We start from the raw sequence: 23,620 nt of genomic DNA, 5'->3' as shown, positions 1-23,620 counted from the left end.
GCTACCCGAAAGCGGAGTATTCCAGTTGTATGGAGGCAACTGACTTTTGAGAAACCATTTTGTATAAGCAGAGACCTTTAGGAGAAGAAACAATGACACAAAAACTTCGTATTGGAAAAATTGCTACGTTACTTGCAATGCTAGATGAGCAAGAACGAGCGTCCTATCAATCGATAGTTCCAGATGTCCAAATTTGTGAAGGAAAAGTTGGATCAATGGATATGCAAAAAGTGATTTCCGCAGTAGAAACGGCAGTGAAACGAAGCAAGCTAATTCAAGAAGGCGTTTATCGAGAAACACATGCACTTTATCATGCAATTTTAGAAGGATTAGAAGGAGTTACTAGAGGGCAGTGGGCAATTGGTGAAATGATGCGTACCGTTGGGTTACGATTCGTTGTTGTTCGTGGGAACCCATATGTAAATCCTGAAGAAGGTGAATGGATTGCCGTTGCCTTTTACGGTACCATTGGAGCTCCAATAAAAGGCTTGGAGCATGAAGCTGTCGGACTAGGTGTTAATCATATTTAATTATATAAATCATTACCTAAAGTGAGTAGACATGAGGAGGTGATGGTGGCTTATTTGTATGCCATTATCGCCTCTTTTTTATTGTGTTAATGAAAAGGGGGAAGCGTAATGATTGAGCTATCAGGAGATTCTTTAACCATAGATCAATTGAAACGCATCTGTATTGAACAGGAGCAAATTACCATTTCAAAAACTAGTATGGAGAAGGTTCGAGAAAGCAGATTAGCTGTGGATAACATTGTTGCCAATAAAGAAATTGTTTATGGGATTACGACTGGTTTTGGGAAGTTTAGCGATGTTATGATTGAGGCAAAAGACGTAGAGGATTTACAATTACATTTAATTCGTTCACATGCCTGTGGAGTTGGTAATCCATTTGAAGAAAAGGTATCGCGTGCAATGATGGTCCTTCGCTTAAACGCACTATTAAAAGGATTCTCTGGCGTACGTCCTGTGCTCGTTGAGCTATTAGCAGATCTAGTTAATGAGCGAATACATCCTGTTATTCCTGAGCAAGGTTCTCTGGGGGCATCAGGAGATTTAGCTCCATTAGCACATTTAGCCTTAGTGATGATCGGTGAAGGGAAAGTCTTTAATGAAAAGGGAGAAGCGGTTGATGCTGCCTCGGTTCTTTCTAAAAAACAGCTTCAACCAATTGTATTACAAGCAAAGGAGGGGCTAGCACTAATTAATGGAACCCAAGCGATGGTAGCAGTTGGTGTCATGAATTATATAGAAGCCGAAAAGCTAGCCTATGACAGTGAGTGGATAGCTGCGTTAACGATGGAGGGATTGCAAGGGATTATCGATGCTTTTCATCCAGCTGTTCATGAAGTACGAGGGTATCCGCAGCAAGTAGCGGTGGCTAAGCGAATGACAGCTTGGTTAGAAGGCAGTCAATTAATTACTCATCAAGGAGAAAAACGGGTCCAAGACGCTTATTCCTTGCGTTGCATTCCTCAGGTTCATGGGGCAACATGGCAAGCACTGGATTATGTAAAGGAAAAATTAGAAATAGAAGCAAATGCTGCAACAGATAATCCACTTATTTTTGATGGGGGAAAGCTGGTTATCTCAGGGGGCAATTTTCATGGTCAACCGATTGCGATAGCTATGGATTTTCTGAAAATTGCGGTTGCTGAACTTGCCAATATTTCTGAACGACGTGTAGAGCGTTTGGTTAATCCACAGTTGAATGACTTACCGGCATTTTTAAGTGCTCAGCCTGGGCTACAATCTGGGGCCATGATTATGCAATATGCTGCAGCGTCGCTCGTATCTGAGAATAAAACGTTAGCTCATCCAGCCAGTGTCGACTCGATTCCGTCATCGGCTAATCAAGAGGATCATGTCAGTATGGGGACAATAGGTTCTCGACATGCTAGGCTGATCATAAATAATACAAGACGTGTGTTAGCAATTGAATGCATATGTGCTCTTCAAGCAGTGGAAAGCACAGGGATAGACAAAATGGCCGGTAAACTAAAAGAAAAATGGGAAGCATATCGGAAGGTCGTGCCAACGATAAGTGAAGATCGGATTTTCTCAACAGATATAGAAGAAGTTGCTTCGCTTTTAAACGTTAAAAAGGGGGATTATGCAACGGATCTCCAGCTAGATATAACTTGACATACAAAGGATGAATTATTAGAATTATCAATAATTATATCTTATGTAATTAAATAGGAATAATTGAAAACGATTGCATTTTGGGGGAAATATACTTAGCAATTAGAGGTCGATGTAGAGGGATTCTGCAAGAGAAACTTCTATAAAACAAAACCCCAACTGATTGGAGTTTCACATTATTGATGTAGTGGACAGAAAAGAGAGAATTATAATGAAGAGGAGTTTGCAGAAATGTCTAAACAAGCAATTCAACAAATGAAATTATCAATGCGTCTACCAGTCATTATGGCACCGATGTTTTTAGTGTCTAGTCCTAAAATGGTCGTGGCAGCTTGTCGTGCTGGAATTGCTGGGACTTTTCCAGCATTAAATGCAAGAACTAGTGATATTTTAGAAGACTGGATGCATCAAATTAATACGGAAATTGATGTACTCAAAGAAAAAGAACCGACGAGGAAAATCGCACCTTGGGGTATAAACTTTATTACTCATCGTTCCAATAAGCGGTATACGGAAGATTTGAAATTAATTGAAAAATACCAGCCACCCATTGTTATTACGTCTTTGGGGGATCCTAGTCCAGTTGTCGAGATTGCCCATCAGTATGGTGGCGTAGTTTTTTCCGATGTCATTAATGTAAAGTTTGCCAAAAAGGCGATTGAAAAAGGTGCTGATGGTTTGGTACTTGTTGCCAGTGGAGCTGGCGGCCATGCTGGAGTATTAAATCCAATTCCGTTTATTCATGAAGTCCGTTCATTTTTTGACGGACCTATCGTACTTGCAGGTGGTATGTCGGAAGGAGAAGATATCCTTGCATCAGAAATTCTAGGTGCTGATTTTGTTTATATGGGAACACGATTTATACCTTCTGAAGAAAGTGGAGCACCTGATGCATATAAGCAAATGATTGTTGAATCATCGATTGAAGATATTATTTATACAGATGCATTTAGTGGTGTTAACGCGAATTATTTAATTCCTAGTATTGTAAAAGCTGGGCTTGATCCAAATCAATTAGAAAAGAAACAAGAAATTAACTTTGAAAAATTGGATAATCCAGAAGTAAAGGCATGGAAGGATGTATGGGGTTCTGGTCAAGGAATTGGCGCGATTGACAAGGTTCAATCAATTGAGAGAATTGTTAGTGAGCTAGAGGAGTCGTATACAAAAGCAACGCGAAATATTGTCAGTCAGGATAATACTATGACACAAACATAATGTGAAAATGGTTTTAAAAGGGCTCCATATATAAAGTATCCACTGACACAGATGGATTTTATACAACGAATAGAAATAGGAATTTAACGTACTTCCGAAAGAAGTCTCCATCTTCAAGCGTGTGAAGGGCGTAGCCCAACGGTAAGAGGATGAATTTCGGTTGGGCGACAGCCCAAAGGCTTTTTTCCTTTTTTGCTCAAAGCACAACCCAACAGTGAATTATCGAAATTCATCAATGCCTATAAAAGTGCCAGTTCAAGACTTAGCAAGAGGGATTTTCCTCATGTCCGTAAAAAGTTATGGAAAGAAATGTTTTGGTCAAGAAGTTTTTGCTTGTTGACGACTGGCGGTTCGCCTATTGAAGTAGTAAAAAAATATATTGAAAATCAAAGGATAAAGTGAGGTGATTTGATATGGCTAAACAAAATAAAGCGTACAAGTTTAGATTGTATCCAACAGATGAACAGGCTTTGGTTATACGTAAAACCTTCGGTTGCGTTCGCTTTGTCTATAACAAAATGTTAGCAGAACGAAAAGAAACGTATGAAACCCTAAAAGATGATAAAGAAGCATGGAAAAAGGTAAAACATCCTACCCCTGCCAATTACAAAAAAGAATACGAATGGCTAAAAGAAGTCGATTCATTAGCGTTGGCAAACGCTCAACTAAATTTAGATAAGGCATATAAAGCCTTCTTCAAAGGGCATGCCAGGTTCCCAAAATTCAAAAGCAAACGCCATAAACAAAGCTACACAACGAATGTCGTCAATGGAAATATTCAGTTGTTGGATGGTCATATCAAATTACCTAAATTAAAAATGGTCAAAATCAAGCAACATCGAGCAATTCCTTCGGAGTACACCATCAAATCTTGTACCTTGTCTATGACTTCATCAGGAAAATACTATATTTCGATTCTTACAGAGTACGAGAAGGAGATAAAAAGGAAGGAAATTGAAAAAGTTGTTGGCTTAGACTTTTCAATGGATGGGTTGTTTGTTGATAGTGAGGGTGAGAAAGCCAATTATCCTAAGTTTTATCGACAAATACTTAATAAATTAGCAAAAGAACAACGTAAACTTTCTCGTAAAAAGAAAGGCTCTGCAAATTGGAATAAACAACGTATTCGAGTAGCTAACATTCAAGAGAAAGTTGCCAATCAACGCAAGAACTTTCTTCACCATAAATCAAAGGAATTAGTGTCTAACTTCGATGCTGTTGTGATTGAAGATTTAGACATGAAAGGAATGTCACAAGCACTTAAATTCGGTAAAAGCGTAGCTGATAATGGATGGGGAATGTTCACCTCTTTCTTACAGTACAAACTAAAAGAACAAGGGAAACAACTTATCAAAATTGATAAATGGTTCCCATCTACCAAAACTTGTTCGAGTTGCGGAAATACCCAACCAATGCCTATAGAAATTAGAACATACGCTTGTTCGTGTGGGCTAAATCTCGATAGAGATTATAATTCAGCTCTCAATATCAAAAAAGAAGGCATTCGCTTATTAGCAAGTGCCTAATGAAAATATAAACTCTTGGAACAAGAGGGTTAGCTTGGTCCATTTCGTCAGCTACCAAAAGTGGCGATTATCCAAGAAGCCCCCACTTCAAGCAACCCGTAAGGGTGGTAAGTGGTGGGAGTAGTTCACTAAGAGAATCAGCAGATGAAATTCCTAAAAGTGAATGAACTATCGATCAAATGTTGTGCCATAGCCAACGTTTGGTCGGTAGTTTTTTATTAGTCTAGTCTAGGAAAATATAAAATTTGCCTATGTGGATAAATTTGGGCGTGTTGAGCGGCGTCCAGCTCCAGCGTCCAGAAACGAGGCGACTTCATGAATCTCTCTATGATAAGTCATCATCAGTTCGCAAGCACACCGTGATTCCTTTTTTCCGTTGACTCGGTCCAGTCGCTGCGTTTATAATCGGGCGCTTTTGCTCTTATATTCTATTTATAGTTTTAAACTATAGAAATATAAAATTTGCATATTAGTAATTATATGTATAGTTATTTATAATAAATAATATATTTTCTGAATAAGCAAAATATGTAGGTAGTGAGGTGTTGATATGTATAAATTGCCAAATAGACAAACGTGGCAAGGTAGAGTGGATAGTAAAATAGACAAAGATAGCTTTCGCATTCATCAACGTGTGATATGTAACTCTACGGATGATGATTTTGAAAGCGCTTTTTGTCTTGTTGGTTTTGAATCTGACGAGGGTGTTCGAAGGAATAAAGGGAGAATTGGTGCTGCAAAGGCTCCTGATGAAATAAGAAAAAGTCTTGGTAAACTACCCTATCTCTTTGAAGATACAGCTTCAATTATCGATGTTGGAAATGTAGTATGCGAAGGAGAAAGCTTAGAAGCTGCGCAGGCAGAATTAGCGGATCGCGTTGATCAAATATTTAATAAAAGATCCACGCCAATTATTCTTGGTGGAGGACATGAAACGCTGTACGGTCATTATCTCGGAATTAGGAAGTATGTGGGAGAAAACACATCGATAGGTATTATAAATATAGATGCACATTTTGATTTGCGTCAGGATAGTAGACCTTCATCTGGGACTATGTTTAGGCAGATTTTAGAACAGGATAAGCAAGCAGGCTATTTATGTTTAGGAATTCAACCATTCGGTAATACAAAATCTCTGTTTCAGGTTGCAGAGCAGCTTGGATGTATTTATGTGTTAGAAGAATCACTAGCTCTACACAACATACAAAAACAATATGGAGTTATTGATCAATTTTGTAACCAGTACGATGTCATTATCGTTACGCTATGTACAGACTCGATTGCTTCTTCTGCAGCCCCAGGAGTTAGCGCACCGTCCCCTTTTGGACTGGACCCTGTTGTCGTAAGAACGTTATTACGTCATATTGTTGCTAAAGAGAATGTATGTAGCTTTGATATATCAGAGGTAAATCCTCTTTTAGATGAAAATGGACGAACTACAAAGCTAGCTGCTTATCTAGTGGCGGAGGTTTTGCATAATTTTAATAATACAGTTCAATGAGAGAGAATGTTACATTTTAATATTTCAACGATGAATATATCGAATTTCCCAGTTGTTTAACATATGAAGGAGGGACAACATGACATTAGAAATGAATCAAGTTACGACATTGTTTATTGCAATAGCTGTATTTCTTCTTGGGGGATACCTTAATAAAAGAATTAGATTCTTAGAGAGATTTTGTATACCTGCTCCTGTTGTTGGGGGGCTACTTTTCGCTATACTTGTAACACTACTAAAAGGACTTCATCTTGTAAATATTAATTTGGATACATCTTTACAAAGCTTATTTATGTTAACTTTTTTCACTACTGTAGGTTTGGGTGCAAGCTTTGGTTTAATCAAATTAGGTGGAAAGCTTTTGATCATTTATTGGTTATCATGTGGATTTCTTGCACTAGCACAAAGTGTTATTGGAATATCTTTTGCAACGCTTTTAAACTTAGATCCACTTATCGGTGTAATGGTTGGAGCTACATCAATGGAAGGTGGTCATGGTGCCGCAACTGCATTTGGTACAACCATTGAAGAGCTTGGAGTTGACTCTGCATTATCCATTGGATTAGCTGCTGCTACTGTAGGATTAGTAGCTGGCGGACTGATTGGTGGGCCAATTGTAAAATATTTAATCAAGAAATACAATCTGAAGTCTACGGAGCGGGCAACAGAGGAAAGTGCTGTTACGGTTGAAGCTAAAACAGAAGCAAGCTCTATTAATTCTAAAACATTTATGACACAAGCTTTTATTATTACTTTATGTATGGTATTAGGCTCTTATTTAGGAGAGCTATTCTCAAATGTAACCGGTTTTGTACTGCCCGGATATGTAAGTGCCATGTTTGTTGCTGTAATCGTTCGAAATGTGCTTGATCGATATGATAAAACATTAATTGAGATGAAAAGTATTGGAATTATAGGTGATATTACATTGGGTATCTTTTTATCAATGGCTCTTATGAGTATTAAATTATGGGAAGTTGCTAATTTAGCATTGCCATTATTAGTCATTGTTATCGTACAGGTACTATTTATAGCTTTATTTGGTATCTTTATATTATTTAGATTGCTAGGAAAGAATTATGATGCGGCAGTGATGGTTGGTGGTTTCACAGGGCATGGGCTAGGCGCTACTCCAAATGCCATTGCTAATATGGATGCAATAGTCAACCGATACTGTCCCTCTAAAAAAGCATTTTTAGTTGTTCCTTTAGTTGGAGCTTTCCTAATCGACGTCTTCGCAATGCCAATTATTATCACTTCTATAAATTTGTTTAGTTAAAAGGGAAAACCGGTCCATTTTTATGAAGCAGTTTTCTTACTATGAACGAGGATTAAAAGGAATGGTTATGTTTATAATTAAGTAAGTCAAAAAAAGTGCTGCTTCATCCGAATCTCCTTTTTCTGCTGGATTATCAGAGTATTTTTCTCTCTTTATCAAAAAATGATTAACCTTCACAGTTAAACCTTCATTATCCATCTAGTTCGAAAGTATAAGAATACGGTGCTATCGAGAACCCCTCGATAGCCTTTACTTCTAAGTTAAGAAAGTATAAAATTAGTGCAATGACTGCGTTAAGCCAAGTAGTTATTTTGAAATGTTAGATGTATATTGGCAATGCTCCGACTAATTACTTCGCTTTCCGTGGGCACGGCCTCAACTAACTTTGCAAAGAAGAACACGTTGCAAAGTGGATTTTCGGCTCGCGCTAATCCCGCAGGAGTCTACGTAATTAGTCTCCGCTATGCGAAGGTGCAACAATTCTTGTCATAAGTAATAGGTTGACTTTTTTTACAATGGGTAAAGTTAAAATCGCTATCCGTGAGTATAAAAGCAGCTGTGTTACTTCATGCTAGCGTTGTAGAGCCTGATAATAGCGAAGGCCGGCCACTTCAACTCCTGTGGGAAATGTTTGACCTGAAGATCCACTTTTTTGAGCGGGTTTTGCTAAAAAAGTTAGCTGAAGGACAAACCCCACGGAAAGGGAAGTGGGCAGCCGGAGTGGTGGTCAAGCAGTAGCTATTATTCCATAATAGCTACTAGAGGAAGCGTAAATCTGAGCATGTAGTGATAAGGACTGAGCGAATTTTGCTCCGTTTTTTTTTATTTCAGTTACCCCGCATATCACTCCCACACCTCAAGGAATAAAGTGAAAGCAATATGGATAAGTGGGGATCAACTGTCCGATTGGTTCCAAGGTCTTTAGGTCATCTCCTTGTGGTAGGGAATAAACAAAATACCATGGATTGAATTACTTTATTATAATAACTAATCCATCAAAAGCTTAAGCAAATCTGCGGTAGAAATATTGCTTAAGCTTAAGGGGACATATTGCCATAGTTTTTAGTTACCAGGAGGACGGTTACGTTTATATTTGTTTTGATTCTTCATTTCATTCAATTCTTGTTTACTTTTATTCTTCGTTTTTGTCTTACCTTTAGCCATTTTTTTACCTCCTTTCGAGTTAGTTTGGCTTAGTTAGTTAAAATCATGTGTATCTTTATAGTTGTTTTGCTAGAAGAGGAATTTATCACGTAATTGGCTACGTAAGTTAATTATATGGATGCATAAAGTTAAGCAACACAGCAGTAAAGGAAATTTGCGATTGTGCTTGAAGAATGCTATAATTCAGAAAATTGCTATATATGATATACTAAGTTAAGCATGTTTTGTGCCTAGTATGTAATGGATGCGAATTATTCCTGGACTGCTGTTAAGCCTTTATCCCGCATATAACTGGCAGTAAGCTCCCACTTTAAGCAATAAAGTGCAACCAATATAGAGAAGTGAGGGGTCAACTGCCAGTAAATGTCCTTTTGGTTCAAGGGCCTTTAAGTCATACCCTTGTGCTGCTAACCATCAGTGGAAGCTAAAACAACCCCAACTGATTGAAGTTTCATTTAATAGTTCATCTAAAAAATGTAAGGGTTTTCATTATTTTGGCCTAAGTATGGTAGCTTATTGAACAAGCGCTCAATCATTTGATTGATAAAGATAAAGGCTGTTCCATACTGCCCCAAATATTTAATTGCAAAGGGGAGATCGATCCTTGATGAAACCAGAATTAGATACGGTTGAAAAGTGGATGAATACAAAGCCAACAACAATTGATCCATTAATGGAGGTTCATGAAGCGCTAAAGCTCTTAAGAAATTTGAATGAAACGGAGCTTCCAGTTACTCAAGACGGTCATTTGTTAGGGATTTTACGATTGCAGGATATTATTGTCCTAATGAATGAAAAAGGTGATAAATCTTACCAACAGACAGCAAATGTTATGACGAATTCATTCGTGAGGCTAAACAAAGATACAGTACTACAGGATATTCGTGAATTACCAGGCTATATCGTAAGTGATGAAAGTGGAAAGTTAGAAGGGGTTCTTACAGAGAAAGAATTGCTTTTATATCACAAAGAGTTGACTCAAAAGGTGAAAAAAACAGAGGATTTGATGAAATGGTATGAGCTTATTTTTAATACCGCATACGAGGGGTTAACGGTTGTAGATGAGAATGGGGTTATTCAGTTATTTAATGAGGCGTATAGCCGTTATGTTGGAGTTCCTAAGGATGCAGCAGTTGGTCAACATGCGTCTAACGTAATAGATAATACGAGATTACCTGTTGTATTAAAGACGGGTGTACCAGAGCGTAGTCAGGCACATCGCTTACAAGGTCAGGATTTGGTGGTACATCGTATTCCTATTTGGAAGGATAATAAGATAATCGGAGCAGCAGGAATTCTTGTTTACGAAGGGTTAACGGAAATTCAACAAGTTATCCAACGCATGGAACAATTACATAAACGAGATGAACATAATTATCAGCTCAAGCAAGTAAGTAATTTTTTAGATAGTGCCATAAACTTTGAAGATATACTAGGGGATAGCCCAGCTATTTCTAATGCTAAAAAGATTGCCAGGAAAGCTGCCAGTTCCAAGGCTACCGTGCTTATAACTGGTGAAAGTGGTGTAGGAAAGGAGCAGTTTGCTAAGGCTATACATTATGCTGGAGATACGAAAGCCGGAGATTTTATAAGTGTTAATTGTGCTGCTATTCCTGAGGGGTTAATGGAATCGGAATTATTCGGTTATACAAAAGGAGCATTTACTGGAGCCGATAGAGAAGGAAAAGCTGGAAAATTTGAATTAGCGCATAATGGTACTATTTTTTTAGATGAGATAGGCGATATGCCTTTACGGATGCAAGCTAAAATATTACGAGTTCTTCAAGAGAAAAAGGTAGAGAGGGTGGGAGGAAATCAACCAATCCCCTTAAATTTTCGGTTAATCACTGCTACAAATAAAAACTTAACCCAAATGGTACATGATGGTAAATTTCGAGAAGATTTATACTATAGACTTTATGTAATCCCTATCGATATTCCGCCATTAAGAGAACGGAAAAACGATATTCCTATCATAATAGCCCATAAATTACAGCAATTGGCTAAAGTTTATCAGGCAAATGTAAAAACAATTGATCAACAGTTATTGAAGTTGATGTACAAGTATGACTGGCCTGGAAATATTCGTGAGCTTATGAATATTTTAGAGCGATTATTTGTTTTAACAGATGGAGAACATATTTCATTTAATGCATTACCAGAATTTCTTCATATCGAATTACAGAAAGAAGGTACGCTTGCACCTGTTCAAAGTCTAAAAAAAAGAAGAGAACTTTTAGCTGAAGCTTCAAAGGAAGAACAGGAGTTAATTAAACAAACGTTAGAACAAGTAAAGGGGAACAAATCACAGGCAGCTAAATTATTAGGTGTGTCTCGAGCCACCTTATATAATAAAATTTCCCGATATGCATTAGACAAAAATTATAATACATAGGATCACAGGGGGAGTAGCTGTGATCTTTTGTTATAGACTAAGAAATTATAAAATTTGCCAGGTGGATAAATATGGACGTGTTGAGCTGCGTGCAGTTTCAGCACCCAGATAGTAGGCGACTTCACGAATCGCTCTAAGATAAGTTATCACCGACTCACAAGCTCACCGTGATTCCTTTATCTCCGTTGACTTGCTCCAGTCGCTACGTTTCTAATCGCGCACTTACGCTTTGGTTATATATATTAATTAAAACTGTTAACCAAGTAGGGAGGACTTAATTGTTAATATGTATGTGCAATTGTATAGACATGTAACACTTTTTGCCATTGTTTTTACAGGTAGACACACTGAAAAAGTTGGCATGGAAATTGCATTGTAGAGGTGAAGGGGGAAAGGTACATGGAAAAAACAGAATCAACACATCACCATCCTATATTTCCACATGAATCGTCTAGTAGCTTCGAAAATCATTCAGATGAGGAAGAACTTTTTGCGAAAACAATTGATAAATTTGTATTAGAACAAGTGAACCCGGATATGGAGAAGCTGGAAGCGCATGATTATAAAGTAGCTAGAGAGCTATTTAAGTATGCTGGTGATTTAGGGTTATTAGGTGCGGATGTTCCTGAAGCTTATGGTGGATTAGCAATGGGCAAACGAACTGCTGGACTTATTGCAGAAAAAATGGGGTTTGCTGGATCATTTAGTGTATCTTTTAATATTCATTCCGGAGTAGGTACCTTGCCATTTGTTTATTACGGAACGGAAAGTCAAAAGCAAAAATACCTTTCTAGAATCATATCGGGTGAATGGGTAGGCGCCTATGCCTTAACGGAACCAAATGCTGGGTCTGATGCTCTTTCGGCAAATACAACAGCTAAAAAGGTAGCAGACACTACAGATTGGGTATTAAATGGAGAGAAACAATGGATAACTAATGCTCATATTGCAGATGTATATGTTGTATTTGCAAATACTGATCAAGGAATGACGGCATTTATTATCGAAAGATCCACACCAGGAGTAACTATTGGTCCAGAGGAAAAAAAGCTTGGAATTAAGGGTTCTTCCACAGCAACGGTTATTTTAGAAGATGTTCGAATTTCTGAAGATCAAGTATTAGGTGAAATTGGAAAAGGACATCATATCGCATTAAATATTCTAAATCTAGCTAGATTAAAACTCTCCTTCGCAAATATTGGAACCTCAAAGCAGGCTTTGAGAATTGCTATTGGCTATGGCAAAGAGCGTAAACAATTCAAGCAATCAATTATACAATTTGGCATGATTCAAGAAAAAATAGCGAATATGGCTATCGCGATATATGGTGCTGAAAGCTCTGCTTATTACACAGCAGATAGAATAGATCGGTTAGACAAGGAAAACGATGAAAGCGTCTTAAAAAATCTCTCGGCATATGCAATGGACTGTTCAGTGAATAAGGTAGCTGCTTCCGAAGTATTAGACTATGTTGTGGATGAGGCTGTACAAATTCATGGCGGCTATGGGTATATGCAAGAGTATGAGGTAGAACGAATTTATCGTGATGCTAGAATCAATCGAATTTTTGAAGGTACTAATGAAATAAACCGTTTGACGATAGCTAAATCATTTCTCAAAAAGTATAGTCAATTCAAGTCAACGATTGAAGAAGAACTCGTGAATGGTTCAAGCAATAATCTGTTTGTACGTTATGCAAGTAAAATAGTAAACATCATTATGAATGCGCTTTCTAATACGTGCGATTTGCGCAATCTAAACCAAGTATATGCTCGCATTTTAGCGGATTGTGTGAAGGAGCTATACGTTATGAAGGGCTCCCATATAAATTCAGAGGTTATTCAAAAGCATCAGCAATTTAGGAAGAAAATGACTGAAATATTATGTGAAGAAAGCTATTATCGATTGGAGAGCAATGCCATCGTACTCATTTCATCTATTTGTTCTGAGGAGGATAAAGAGCAATTAATTAACGAAATTAACGCATTCCCTGTTATGCATACAAATATAATTACAAAGAAACAAGAAATCGCTAATGAAGTTATTGAGAAAAATGGTTATTTCTTGGGGTAACGTAGTAGATAATTCACGTTGAATCTCTGGTTGTACATTCAAAGGGGAGTGAATCTTCACTATTTTATAAAGAAATGAGGGATATCATGAATAAAATTGGGTTTATCGGTTTAGGTAATATGGGACTACCAATGTCAAAGGGGTTAATAAGATCAGGATTTCATGTAACGGGGTATGATCTAAGTGAAACAGCGGTCCTTAAATTGAAAGAGCAAGGTGGGGAAATAGCCTCATCTATTTCAGAGGTTGTAGCAAGCAGTGAGCTGATTTTTACAAGCCTACCGTCATCAAAAGCAGTAGAAGAAGTCTACTTAGGTGAAGATGGACTTATTGAGTATAGCGATTCGAGTAAATTATTAGTAGATACTAGCACTGTCGCACCTGAACTTAATCAAAAAATTGCGGAGGCTTGCAAGAAAAAAGAAATTCATTTTCTTGCTGCTCCTGTAAGCGGTGGAGTAATTGGAGCAGAGAATCGAACACTTACTGTGATGGTCGGTGGGCCTACAGAAGTTTATAACCTTGTGCTACCTGTACTCGAGGTACTAGGCGAGAATATTTTCCATGTAGATGAGCAAATAGACAGTGGAACAACTGTTAAATTGATTAATAATCTATTAATTGGTTTTTATACCGCAGGAGTTAGTGAAGCTTTGCATATTGCTAATAAGAAAAACATTGATCTAGACGACTTGTTCTCTATGCTAAATGTTAGCTATGGGCAGAGTAGGATCTATGAACGAAATTACCAAACCTTTATTGCTAGCGACGATTACAAACCAGGATTTTCCTTGAAATTGCTTAGAAAAGATTTGGAGTTTGCGATGGATGTTGCTGATGCGAATCAGTTAGATTTACCAATTAGTAAATCATTACTAGAACTATATAAATCGGTTGAAAAAGAAGGATATGGCGAAAAGGATATGGCTGTACTTTACCAACGGGTAAAAGAACAATCAAGGAAGAAGGAGGCAACAAAATGATTTCTTCGGAAGTGAAAGTGATGAAGAATTATATTGGGAATAAGTGGGTGGAATCGAGTGGACGAGAAATGGTTGATATTCCAAATCCTGCAACAGGAGAAACGATAGCACAAGTAGCATTATCTGAAAAAGAAGATGTTGATCGAGCAGTAGCCGCTGCGAAGGAAGCATATGGGCATTGGTCTACTGTTCCAGTACCAAATCGTGCCCGATATTTATTTCAATATCTTCAACTACTAAAAGAACATAAAGCAGAATTAGCTAAGATTATTACGTTAGAAAATGGAAAGTCATTGCGAGACGCTGAAGGAGAGGTTCAGCGTGGGATAGAGGTTGTAGAGTTAGCGACTTCTACACCTAATTTAATGATGGGAGATGCTCTTCCAAGTATTGCAAAAGGGATAGACGGGTCGATTTGGCGTTATCCTCTTGGAGTTGTTGCTGGTATTACCCCATTCAATTTTCCAATGATGGTACCGCTTTGGATGTATCCTTTAGCAATTGCTTGCGGAAATACTTTTGTATTAAAAACGTCAGAACGTACCCCGATCTTGGCTGAACGACTTGTTGATTTATTTTATCAATCTGGTTTTCCAGAAGGGGTGTTGAATCTTGTTCATGGTGCAAAAGATGTAGTTAATGGTTTATTGGACCACCCGGATATCGAAGCAATTTCCTTTGTTGGTTCAGAGCCAGTGGCGAAACATGTGTATCAAACAGGCACAGCCAACGGCAAGCGTGTTCAAGCACTTGCTGGTGCGAAAAATCATGCCGTTGTTATGCCTGACTGTGACTTAGAGAAAACAGTTCAGGGTGTCATTGGTGCCGCATTCGGCAGTAGTGGGGAACGCTGCATGGCTTGTTCTGTTGTAGCAGTTGTTGATGATATAGCAGATGATTTCCTTGATTTGCTTACTTCAGAAACAAAAAAGTTAAAAGCAGGAGATGGAATGGATGAATCAACTTTTGTTGGCCCAGTTATCCGTGAATCGCATAAGGAAAAAGTAATTAGTTATATCGATTCGGGAGTAGAAGAGGGGGCCGACCTGCTCGTGGATGGTCGCTATATTGAAGAAGAAACACCAGATGGTTATTATGTTGGTGCAACGATTTTTGACCACGTGACGCCGAATATGAAAATATGGCAGGATGAAATTTTTGCACCTGTGTTAAGCGTTGTCCGTGTAAAGGATTTAGAAGCTGGAATAGCATTAACGAACCAATCAAAATTTGCGAATGGGGCGGTTATTTATACATCAAGTGGTAAGTATGCACAAATCTTTCGTGAGAAAATAGATGCTGGAATGGTTGGGGTAAATGTGAATGTGCCAGCACCAATGGCTTTCTTTGCCTTTGCAGGAAACAAGGCGTCTTTCTATGGAGATTTAGGAACCAATGGAAAAGACGGGGTACAATTTTATACAAGAAAAAAAGTAGTAACGGAACGGTGGTTTTAAAAACCTAGGCTGTTAGAAAATTTGTTTTGATTCGGCAGCAAACGTTTAGAACCAGCAAAAGCCGAACGATTCGACTGGTTCCCCCTCAGTAGTTAGATTTTTTACTCTAATTTTCGGGGTTGTACCAAAACGTTTCGAATGATAGTTCGGCTTTTGCATTAACTATTTTATCAAACTACTAATCTGGTTAATCTATTGTAAAGAATGATTGAACAACCGTTGATGATACATCAGATAATTGTTGATAATGATACTGCGGATTTTTGTCTTTATCAATCACAACGGACCGGACACCTTCGTAAAAATCTTCCGTCTTCAAAAAGTTTTTAGCAAGGATTAAATCTGTCTCCAGGCATTCCTCCAAGGTTTTATTTTGTCCTTTAATAATCTGATTTAAGGTGACTTTAAGGGAAATAGGCGATTTAGTTAACAAGAGTTCTTTGGTACGACTAGCAAATTCACTACCATCTGATTCTAGTGAATTGATAATTTCTTCAACAGTTTCATAAGAGAAATGCTGATCAATTTTAGCTTGCTTAGACGCTAACTCCCCTTCTTGTAAAGAAACTGTTTCACAAGTTTTTAGTAGGTGGTCAAGCCTTGCCATTTTATCTTCCTCTTGATACCAATTCGTTTGCATAATTTGAGTTTCAAGAGAATCTAATTGATCACTGGAAACAGCAGCATCAGCTCCATTGGCATAGAGTATGTCAGTAGCAGTGATAATAGTTGCTGTAAGCGCTAAATACCTTCCGATATAACCTGGAGCTTTATTCAGGAAGTAAGCCGCACCGACATCTGGGAAGAAACTTATATTCATTTCAGGCATTGCCCATTTGCTACGCTCAGTTACAACACGGTGGCTAGCCCCATAGGAAAGTCCTACTCCGCCACCCATAACAATACCGTCTAGAATAGCTAGTATTGGTTTGGAGAAACTAGCAACTAATTGATCGGTTAGGTATTCTTCTGTAAAGAATGTAATCGCTTGTTCATAGCTTTCTTGATTATTCTTGGCTTGATATAATGTTTTAATATCTCCACCAGCACAGAATCCCTTTGGACCTGCTCCCTTCATAATTACAATACAAATAGTGTCATCTTGCTCCCATTCCGTTAATTTTTTACGAATTGGAACGAGCATTTCATAGTTTAGTGAATTAATAGCTTTTGGGCGGTTTAATGTAATCGTTGCAACGCCATTATGATTTGTTGAAAATAATACTTCTTCTTCCACGCTAACAATCTCCTTTGCTCGATTATTTATGATGAAAGGAAGGTTTCCGTTTTTCAACGAAAGCCTGTACACCTTCTTTGGCATCTTCTGTTAGAAACAGCTCTGCAAATTTTTGCTTTTCTCTTTTTAATCCTTCTTCAAATGGTTCATGAATACCTTTTACAATACTTTGTATTGCTCTAGTAACACTTGCCATACTATTTCCTTCAGTAAAGGAATTTGCAATTGTTAAAGCAGTAGACATCAGTTCTTCCGCAGAAACAGTTACTTGGATAAGACCATGTTTAACAGCCTCTTGACTAGCTATATGTTTTCCGGAAAGAATTAAGTCTAGTGCAGTAGCCATATTTGTAATTCTAGCAAGTCGTTGTGTTCCTCCGAATGATGGTATTAATCCTAATTTTACTTCTGGTAGCCCGAGTTTTGCTTCATTAACGGCAATGCGAAAATGACAGCCCATTGCTAATTCTAAACCTCCACCAAGTGCTGGCCCATTAATGGCAGCAATTACCGGCTTTTTTAGTTGCTCGATGTCATTACAAAGTTGTTGACCTAACTCTGACATCTGTATTCCTCTGTCGTAATCTCCCATAGCAGGTACAAATTCTTTGATATCTGCACCGGCAGCAAAAAATTTACCAGAACCAGTTAAAATGACAGCGTGTACATTTTCTGCATCGGCTAATTGCTTAAAAGCTGATCGTAATTCTCCAATAGTTGTAGTAGATAATGCGTTAGCCGGTGGATTATTCAGCTCTACCACGGCTATATTGCTGTTATAAGTTATTTTAATGTACTTGAATTCCATCGTAAATACCCCCTATATTTCATTTCCCTTTCATAATTATGAAGCAAAAAGTATGCCAATTTATAAGTAGCAAAGAAAAGGGGAAACGAATTTGCAAACTGTATACATGTATATACATGTATACAAAAGATGTAGTCTTACACAAGATTTTAACGTACTTCCGAAAGAAGTCTCCATCTTCAAGCTTGTGAAGGGCGTAGCCCAACGGTAAGGGGGAGATGAATTTCGGTTGGGCGACATCCCAAAGGCTTTTTTTCCTTTTTGCTCAACATGGTATAATCAGTCTTATAAAGTATAAGGATTGATATAAAAATGAAATTAGACAGTAATAATCATTCAGTGTTCTTGATGTATTACCATCTTGTGTTTGTTGTGAAGTATCGAAGGAAAGTAATAGATGATACCATTTTCAGACTATGCTAAAGATCAGTTTGTGTCGTTGAGTGGAAAATATAATATCACATTAGTCGAATGGAACCACGATATTGACATATTCATATTTTGTTCAGAGCACAACCCAACAGTGAATGATCGAAATTCATCAATGCCTATAAAAGTGCCAGTCCAAGACTTATCAAGAGGGATTTTCCTCATGTTCGTAAAAAGTTATGGAAAGAAATGTTTTGGTCAAGAAGTTTTTGTTTGTTGACGACTGCGGTTCGCCTATTGAAGTAGTAAAAAAATAGATTGAAAATCAAAGGATAAAGTGAGGTGATTTGATATGGCTAAACAAAATAAAGCGTACAAGTTTAGAGTGTATCCAACAGATGAACAGGCTTTGGTTATACGTAAAACCTTCGGTTGCGTTCGCTTTGTCTATAACAAAATGTTAGCAGAACGAAAAGAAACGTATGAAAGCCTAAAAACTGATAAAGAAGCATGGAAAAAGGTAAAACATCCTACTCCTGCCAATTACAAAAAAGAATACCAATGGCTAAAAGAAGTCGATTCATTAGCGTTGGCAAACGCTCAACTAAACTTAGATAAGGCATATAAAGCCTTCTTCAAAGGGAATGCCAAGTTCCCAAAATTCAAAAGCAAACGTCATAAACAAAGCTACACAACGAATGTCGTCAATAGAAATATTCAGTTGTTGGATGGTCATATCAAATTACCTAAATTAAAAATGGTCAAAATCAAGCAACATCGAGCAATTCCTTCGGAGTACAACATCAAATCTTGTACCTTGTCTATGACTTCATCAGGAAAATACTATATTTCGATTCTTACAGAGTACGAGAAGGAGATAAAAAGGAAGGAAATTGAAAAAGTTGTTGGCTTAGATTTTTCAATGGATGGGGAATGTTCACTTCTTTCTTACAGTACAAACTAAAAGAACAAGGGAAACAACTTATCAAAATTGATAAATGGTTCCCATCTACCAAAACTTGTTCGAGTTGCGGAAATACCCAACCAATGCCTATAGAAATTAGAACTTACGCTTGTTCGTGTGGGCTAAATCTCGATAGAGATTATAATTCAGCGCTTCATATCAAAAAAGAAGGCATTCGCTTATTAGCAAGTGCCTAATGAAAATATAAACTCTTGGAACAAGAGGGTTAGCTTGGTCCATTTCGTCAGCTACCAAAAGTGGCGATTACCCAAGAAGCCCCACTTCAAGCAACCCGTAAGGGTGGTAAGTGGTGGGAGTAGTTCACAAATAAGATGGTAAGCTAATGCTCTACAGTTATAGGTAAGGTTTTTCCGCGTAGAGAGAGCTTTTATAATCATAAGTTTAAAACAATAACTGATAATCGAAGGGGGATAAGATGACAATTTTAAGAGGAACTAGAATATCAGGGGCGAACAAACGAGCAATTTATACGATGAAAAATAGTTTGTTTAACCATAATAAATATCTATGAAAGAGGTATGATAAAAAGGATAATAGGACAAGGTTAGAAATTAAAGAAAACCCGAACTATAATCCGAGTATGAATATTCGGATAGTAGTTCGGAGGTTTATTTCATATTCCAATGAAAAGACAAAATTGTTATTCGACTATTATGTCTCTATACCAAATTAGTTTTGCACTTTATCTACGATCCTGTAATTTTCATGAGCCACTACCGTATTAGGAAAGCTATGACTAATTTTTTGCAAATTACTTGACGACGAAATATCAACGATAATGCTCCGTTTACAACTTGATGGTAATACTTGTCCCTTAAGAATATAGTTATCTTTTACAAACTCAATAACATCTCCTGGTTTTGCCTTTTTTTTATCTGGTTTAAACATAATTATTCCTCCATTCATTAGATGAAAGCTGCTATTTAAAAAGTCTTGCGAAAGAATCCTTCTTCATTTCGTACTTCTCTCCAGGAGTTAGTTCATATTTTAATCGCTCAATCTGTTGTTTGAGTTTATTAATTTCTTCTGACTGTTGTTCTGCGATTTTTGCTCGCCTAGCTTGTTCTTCTTGTAAAGCTAGTATCGACTTCTCTTGGTTTGCAACATTGGATACTGTCAGTCCAATTGTTTGCATAACTGTCAAGATGTTTTCTTTGTAGCTTCCTTGATCAAATGCTTGCTGTACATCTTCAATGGTGCTTTCTACCCTAATTGGAAAGCTTCTATCTGCTAATCTTTTTTCAATGTCAGTTTTATTATATTGCTGGTACTTGCATTTTTTTATGAATTTCAAAACGTCAATTGCTTCCGGAAGATAATACATGTCATCTTGCTGCTGTGTCTTTGGTACGTACATGTTAAATTCCTCAATCCAGGTTGATGCAGTGTGCTTTGGAACACCGACAATGTGAGACAACCCATTTAGACTAAGCAATTCCATTGTTTTTCACCGTCTTTCTAATATAATCAAAATAGTTAGTTGGCTGTGCTTAGATGGAAGCACACTACTAATAGTAAACAAAGAAGATGGAATGAGTATGTGATAAATGTGGAATAATTGAGGAAAAATGAAAAGCTAAAATGTGGTCCGATAAAGAGGCTGAGACAAAAGAATGAAGAAACAATAAAAAACGAATGCTAATTAGTTTAAACTAATTATCTTTTCGCTTTTTGATTATAATCATTCATTTAGCACCTGAAATAAGCGAGACTCCGGCAGGAACAGCACGAGTCCGAAGCTCCTCCTATTGATAACATGATTATTCGTATTTTGAGTAAAGAAGTTGTGTTTTGTCCCAGCCTCAAAATCAATCAACTATTGATTCAATTCATCAATGCATGCTTGAACTAATGTAACTCCTTGGCTTATTGAAGGACCACCACCAAAAGCAGCAGCTACACAAATCGCATCGAGAATTTCATCTTCTGTGCAACCTTGGTCTAAGCAACCTTTAGTATGATAAATAATACAATATTCATCTTGGGCATGGATGCTAATACCTAGCGCCATTAATTGCTTCATTTTTTTAGATAATGCACGTTCTGAGAAGCATGCTTCTGTAAAGGATGTATACGTCTTCGCAAATTCAGGCATTTTTTCGGTGAATTTCCCAACACCTTCTTTGTATTCAATTAATTTAGTCTTAATAGAATCCATTCTCTCCAACTCCATTTCGTCAGATTTAATCATGATGGTAGTATGAGCCAAATACGTAAAGATAAACCAAAATATAATGAAAGGAAGAAACTTCCTTTTACTTCGATCTAGTTGCTCAATTAATGCTGAAAGAATAAATGCAGTGATGATATTATAACGATTGGTTCGCTCTTTATATAAGCTATTTTATTGAACAGACCCCTCATTTAGGTTAGTATTTATTTGACTTTTACTGAATTTTTATAATATACTTTATTCAACAAAGTTGAATGAAATGAAACTTGGTCTAATATAGATATAATGAATGATCTTTTAACCTATAATTATGAAAGCGCATACTTTTCGTGCACTGAAATGATCAGGATGGCATACAGTGATAATAATAACCTTTTCGTAAGTAGGTTCTATAAAAATTCATTTAAAAATTGGAGGGGGAAGCATGTGTCAGTATCCTAAACATGTCCAGTTAAAAGAGGTTGGTCCTAGGGACGGATTGCAAAATGAAAATGTATTTATTGATACCGATGATAAGATAAAATGGATCAACATGCTATCTGAATCTGGTGTGCAGGAAATAGAATATTCATCCTTTGTACATCCTAAGTGGATTCCTGCCTTGGCAGATGCACGTGACGTTGGAAGAAGGATAAAGCGAAATCCAAATGTGTCCTACTCTGCACTAGTTCCTAATTTAAAAGGTTTAGACCATGCGCTGGAAACAGGAATTGATGCAGCTTCCGTCTTTATGTCAGCTAGCGAAACACATAATCAAAAGAATATTAATAAATCAATAGATGAAACCTACCCAGTCTTGAAAAAAGTTATTCAAGAGGCAAAGACTGCTGGAAAATTCGTAACCGGTTATATATCTACCGTTTTTGATTGTCCATATGAAGGAAGAATTTCTCCAGAACAAGCGGTCGCAGTTTGTGATCAATTATTTGATTATGGTGTTGATTCGATTTCGTTAGGAGATACGATTGGCTCTGCAGTTCCAAGTCAAGTAGAAGCATTATTAGATCACGTCTTATCTCGTTATTCTCAAGAAAAAATTATTATGCACTTTCATGATACTAGAGGAATGGCAATCGCAAATATCATGACATCAATCCAATATGGAATTACTCGCTTTGATAGCTCTGTTGGTGGATTAGGGGGTTGTCCGTATGCAAAAGGCGCAGCTGGTAATGTCGCTACGAATGATGTCCTTTATTTGCTACATGGGTTAGGAATTGAAACTGGAATAAAAGAAGAAAAAATTCAACAAGCAGCTTTATATATTCAAGATAAATTAGGCAAGAGACTTCCTAGTAAAGCACTCGCTTACCAATTGAGTAATTTCAAGAAGACCGTGTAAAGCAAGAACAAGGGCAAAACAAAAGAAATTCTGATAACTACTATAACACTAATAAAATATTCTTGAATAGTAGTTTGGAGTTTTATCGTGAAATGGTAAACATTCCTATCGAGATAAAATCGTTAGTCAATCTGAACAAAACATATGAGTGGTTCTGAAGCTTCACGTTGCTAAATAAAATATGAGTAGCAGTGTTAGCTGAGCCCACAAAAGAACCCTATAACTTAAATTGTGATGAAAGAAAAATTTATGGCGCATATAACTGGCAGTAATACCCCCACTTCAGCAATAAAGTGAAATCAATAGTGGTAAGTGGGGGATAAACAAACACACTTTCACTTAATCGCCTTTCGATATTTAAATTCGCCCCCCTATGATATTTTATTTAGGTTTATTTGCTTACTAACGATACTAGACCCTTACCTCCTATGACCTCACTGGTTGTCACAGTCTTGATCCGAGTCATTTCCTTTGTGTTGGTTAGAACTAAAGGAATGATCGTACTACTTGCTTGTTCCTCAACTATATCAAAATCGATTAACTTACCTCCAGCGGAAACATTATCACCTTCTTTCACATAGAAAGTGAATCCTTTCCCCTTTAGTTGAACTGCTTCTAGACCAATATGAATCAATAGTTCAACACCGTTATCTGTACGCATCCCAAGAGCATGCTTAGTAAGGAAGACCTGAATGATTCTCCCATTAACTGGAGATAAAATAATTCCATTTTTTTTGGGTTAAAAGCAATCCCATCACCCATTATTTTTCGGGAAATACAGGATCAGGTACTTCTTCTAAACCAATTACATTTCCGTCTACCGGTGCATAAAGATTGATATTTTGAGGCGCTACTTTATTCTTACAGTTTTTTTAACAGTGTTTTCCCCATCCTTGCTTAAGTTATCGTAAAAAATAGTGTTTAGGTACTTGACCTTCTTTCAATTCTACT

General features: G+C 37.2%; 18 protein-coding genes and 3 pseudogenes. 15 read left to right on the top strand and 6 right to left on the bottom strand.

What is annotated here, in order from left to right; genetic code table 11:
• The first annotated feature begins 92 nt into the window (after nucleotides 1-92).
• The 12 genes and pseudogenes from hutP to D9782_RS00390 all read left to right on the top strand — a co-directional run bounded on the left by hutP (nucleotide 93) and on the right by D9782_RS00390 (nucleotide 15,755).
• Nucleotides 93-530: a histidine utilization transcription antiterminator HutP gene (gene hutP, locus D9782_RS00450; protein WP_121603760.1), complete on the top strand. Its 438-nt coding sequence runs from the start codon at nucleotides 93-95 to the stop codon at nucleotides 528-530.
• A gap of 108 nt (nucleotides 531-638) precedes the next feature.
• Nucleotides 639-2,159, top strand: a complete 1,521-nt coding sequence (gene hutH / locus D9782_RS00445) for a histidine ammonia-lyase (RefSeq protein ID WP_121603759.1) — start codon at nucleotides 639-641, stop codon at nucleotides 2,157-2,159.
• A gap of 231 nt (nucleotides 2,160-2,390) precedes the next feature.
• Nucleotides 2,391-3,377 carry an NAD(P)H-dependent flavin oxidoreductase gene (locus tag D9782_RS00440; RefSeq protein WP_121603758.1) on the top strand — a complete coding sequence of 329 codons (987 nt, stop codon included), beginning with the start codon at nucleotides 2,391-2,393 and terminating at the stop codon, nucleotides 3,375-3,377.
• 192 nt (nucleotides 3,378-3,569) lie between these two features.
• Nucleotides 3,570-3,779, top strand: a pseudogene (tnpA, locus tag D9782_RS00430) (IS200/IS605 family transposase); the annotation flags it as partial.
• An 11-nt stretch (nucleotides 3,780-3,790) separates the two neighbouring features.
• Nucleotides 3,791-4,903 (top strand): RNA-guided endonuclease TnpB family protein, encoded by a 1,113-nt coding sequence (locus tag D9782_RS00425; protein WP_121603756.1) that lies wholly within the window; start codon nucleotides 3,791-3,793, stop codon nucleotides 4,901-4,903.
• 550 nt (nucleotides 4,904-5,453) lie between these two features.
• Complete coding sequence (gene hutG / locus D9782_RS00420) at nucleotides 5,454-6,404, top strand: formimidoylglutamase (RefSeq protein WP_026679605.1); 951 nt, start codon at nucleotides 5,454-5,456, stop codon at nucleotides 6,402-6,404.
• 79 nt (nucleotides 6,405-6,483) lie between these two features.
• On the top strand, nucleotides 6,484-7,683 hold the full coding sequence (gene gltS / locus D9782_RS00415; protein WP_121603755.1) for a sodium/glutamate symporter: 1,200 nt from the start codon (nucleotides 6,484-6,486) through the stop codon (nucleotides 7,681-7,683).
• A 540-nt stretch (nucleotides 7,684-8,223) separates the two neighbouring features.
• Nucleotides 8,224-8,421, top strand: a complete 198-nt coding sequence (locus tag D9782_RS00410) for a hypothetical protein (RefSeq protein ID WP_121603754.1) — start codon at nucleotides 8,224-8,226, stop codon at nucleotides 8,419-8,421.
• A gap of 1,033 nt (nucleotides 8,422-9,454) precedes the next feature.
• On the top strand, nucleotides 9,455-11,242 hold the full coding sequence (locus tag D9782_RS00405) for a sigma-54-dependent Fis family transcriptional regulator (RefSeq protein WP_121603753.1): 1,788 nt from the start codon (nucleotides 9,455-9,457) through the stop codon (nucleotides 11,240-11,242).
• 399 nt (nucleotides 11,243-11,641) lie between these two features.
• The gene (locus D9782_RS00400; protein ID WP_026682952.1) at nucleotides 11,642-13,315 is read left to right on the top strand and encodes an acyl-CoA dehydrogenase family protein; all 1,674 of its coding nucleotides are present in this window, start codon (nucleotides 11,642-11,644) and stop codon (nucleotides 13,313-13,315) included.
• An 86-nt stretch (nucleotides 13,316-13,401) separates the two neighbouring features.
• Nucleotides 13,402-14,298, top strand: a complete 897-nt coding sequence (locus D9782_RS00395) for an NAD(P)-dependent oxidoreductase (RefSeq protein ID WP_026682951.1) — start codon at nucleotides 13,402-13,404, stop codon at nucleotides 14,296-14,298.
• A complete protein-coding gene (locus D9782_RS00390) occupies nucleotides 14,295-15,755 on the top strand; it encodes a CoA-acylating methylmalonate-semialdehyde dehydrogenase (protein WP_026682950.1) in 1,461 nt (486 codons plus the stop codon). Before D9782_RS00395 ends, D9782_RS00390 begins: the two co-directional genes overlap by 4 nt.
• A gap of 187 nt (nucleotides 15,756-15,942) precedes the next feature.
• Here the strand turns inward: D9782_RS00390 and D9782_RS00385 are convergent, their stop codons facing one another.
• Nucleotides 15,943-16,992, bottom strand: a complete 1,050-nt coding sequence (locus D9782_RS00385) for an enoyl-CoA hydratase/isomerase family protein (protein WP_026682949.1) — start codon at nucleotides 16,990-16,992, stop codon at nucleotides 15,943-15,945.
• A gap of 22 nt (nucleotides 16,993-17,014) precedes the next feature.
• A complete protein-coding gene (locus tag D9782_RS00380; protein WP_026682948.1) occupies nucleotides 17,015-17,800 on the bottom strand; it encodes an enoyl-CoA hydratase-related protein in 786 nt (261 codons plus the stop codon).
• A gap of 312 nt (nucleotides 17,801-18,112) precedes the next feature.
• Between D9782_RS00380 and tnpA (D9782_RS00370) the strand changes: the two are divergent.
• Together tnpA (D9782_RS00370) and D9782_RS00365 are read left to right on the top strand one after the other, a co-directional pair.
• Nucleotides 18,113-18,475 (top strand): annotated as a pseudogene (tnpA, locus tag D9782_RS00370) (IS200/IS605 family transposase).
• A gap of 46 nt (nucleotides 18,476-18,521) precedes the next feature.
• Nucleotides 18,522-19,330, top strand: a pseudogene (locus tag D9782_RS00365) (RNA-guided endonuclease TnpB family protein).
• A 493-nt stretch (nucleotides 19,331-19,823) separates the two neighbouring features.
• On the opposite strand, the gene D9782_RS00360 reads toward D9782_RS00365, so the two are convergent.
• The 3 genes from D9782_RS00360 to D9782_RS00350 all read right to left on the bottom strand — a co-directional run bounded on the left by D9782_RS00360 (nucleotide 19,824) and on the right by D9782_RS00350 (nucleotide 21,327).
• Nucleotides 19,824-20,042 carry a DUF2187 family protein gene (locus D9782_RS00360; protein ID WP_026679800.1) on the bottom strand — a complete coding sequence of 73 codons (219 nt, stop codon included), beginning with the start codon at nucleotides 20,040-20,042 and terminating at the stop codon, nucleotides 19,824-19,826.
• Between the two features lie 31 nt (nucleotides 20,043-20,073).
• Entirely contained in the window at nucleotides 20,074-20,595 is a 522-nt protein-coding gene (locus D9782_RS00355) for a MerR family transcriptional regulator (protein ID WP_026679801.1), read from the bottom strand.
• Nucleotides 20,596-20,970: 375 nt separating this feature from the next.
• Nucleotides 20,971-21,327, bottom strand: a complete 357-nt coding sequence (locus D9782_RS00350) for a carboxymuconolactone decarboxylase family protein (protein WP_026679802.1) — start codon at nucleotides 21,325-21,327, stop codon at nucleotides 20,971-20,973.
• 424 nt (nucleotides 21,328-21,751) lie between these two features.
• Between D9782_RS00350 and D9782_RS00345 the strand changes: the two genes are divergently transcribed.
• On the top strand, nucleotides 21,752-22,669 hold the full coding sequence (locus D9782_RS00345; RefSeq protein WP_026679803.1) for a hydroxymethylglutaryl-CoA lyase: 918 nt from the start codon (nucleotides 21,752-21,754) through the stop codon (nucleotides 22,667-22,669).
• Nucleotides 22,670-23,060: 391 nt separating this feature from the next.
• Here the strand turns inward: D9782_RS00345 and D9782_RS00340 are convergent, their stop codons facing one another.
• A complete protein-coding gene (locus tag D9782_RS00340) occupies nucleotides 23,061-23,363 on the bottom strand; it encodes a PTS sugar transporter subunit IIA (RefSeq protein WP_240455838.1) in 303 nt (100 codons plus the stop codon).
• Nucleotides 23,364-23,620 lie beyond the last annotated feature (257 nt).

This window comes from Virgibacillus sp. Bac332 (assembly GCF_003667785.1).
Taxonomy (GTDB): Bacteria; Bacillota; Bacilli; order Bacillales; family Amphibacillaceae; genus Virgibacillus; species Virgibacillus salarius.
The sequence above is the reverse complement of the archived record's forward strand: the minus strand, read 5'-3'. Positions and strand labels throughout refer to the sequence as shown.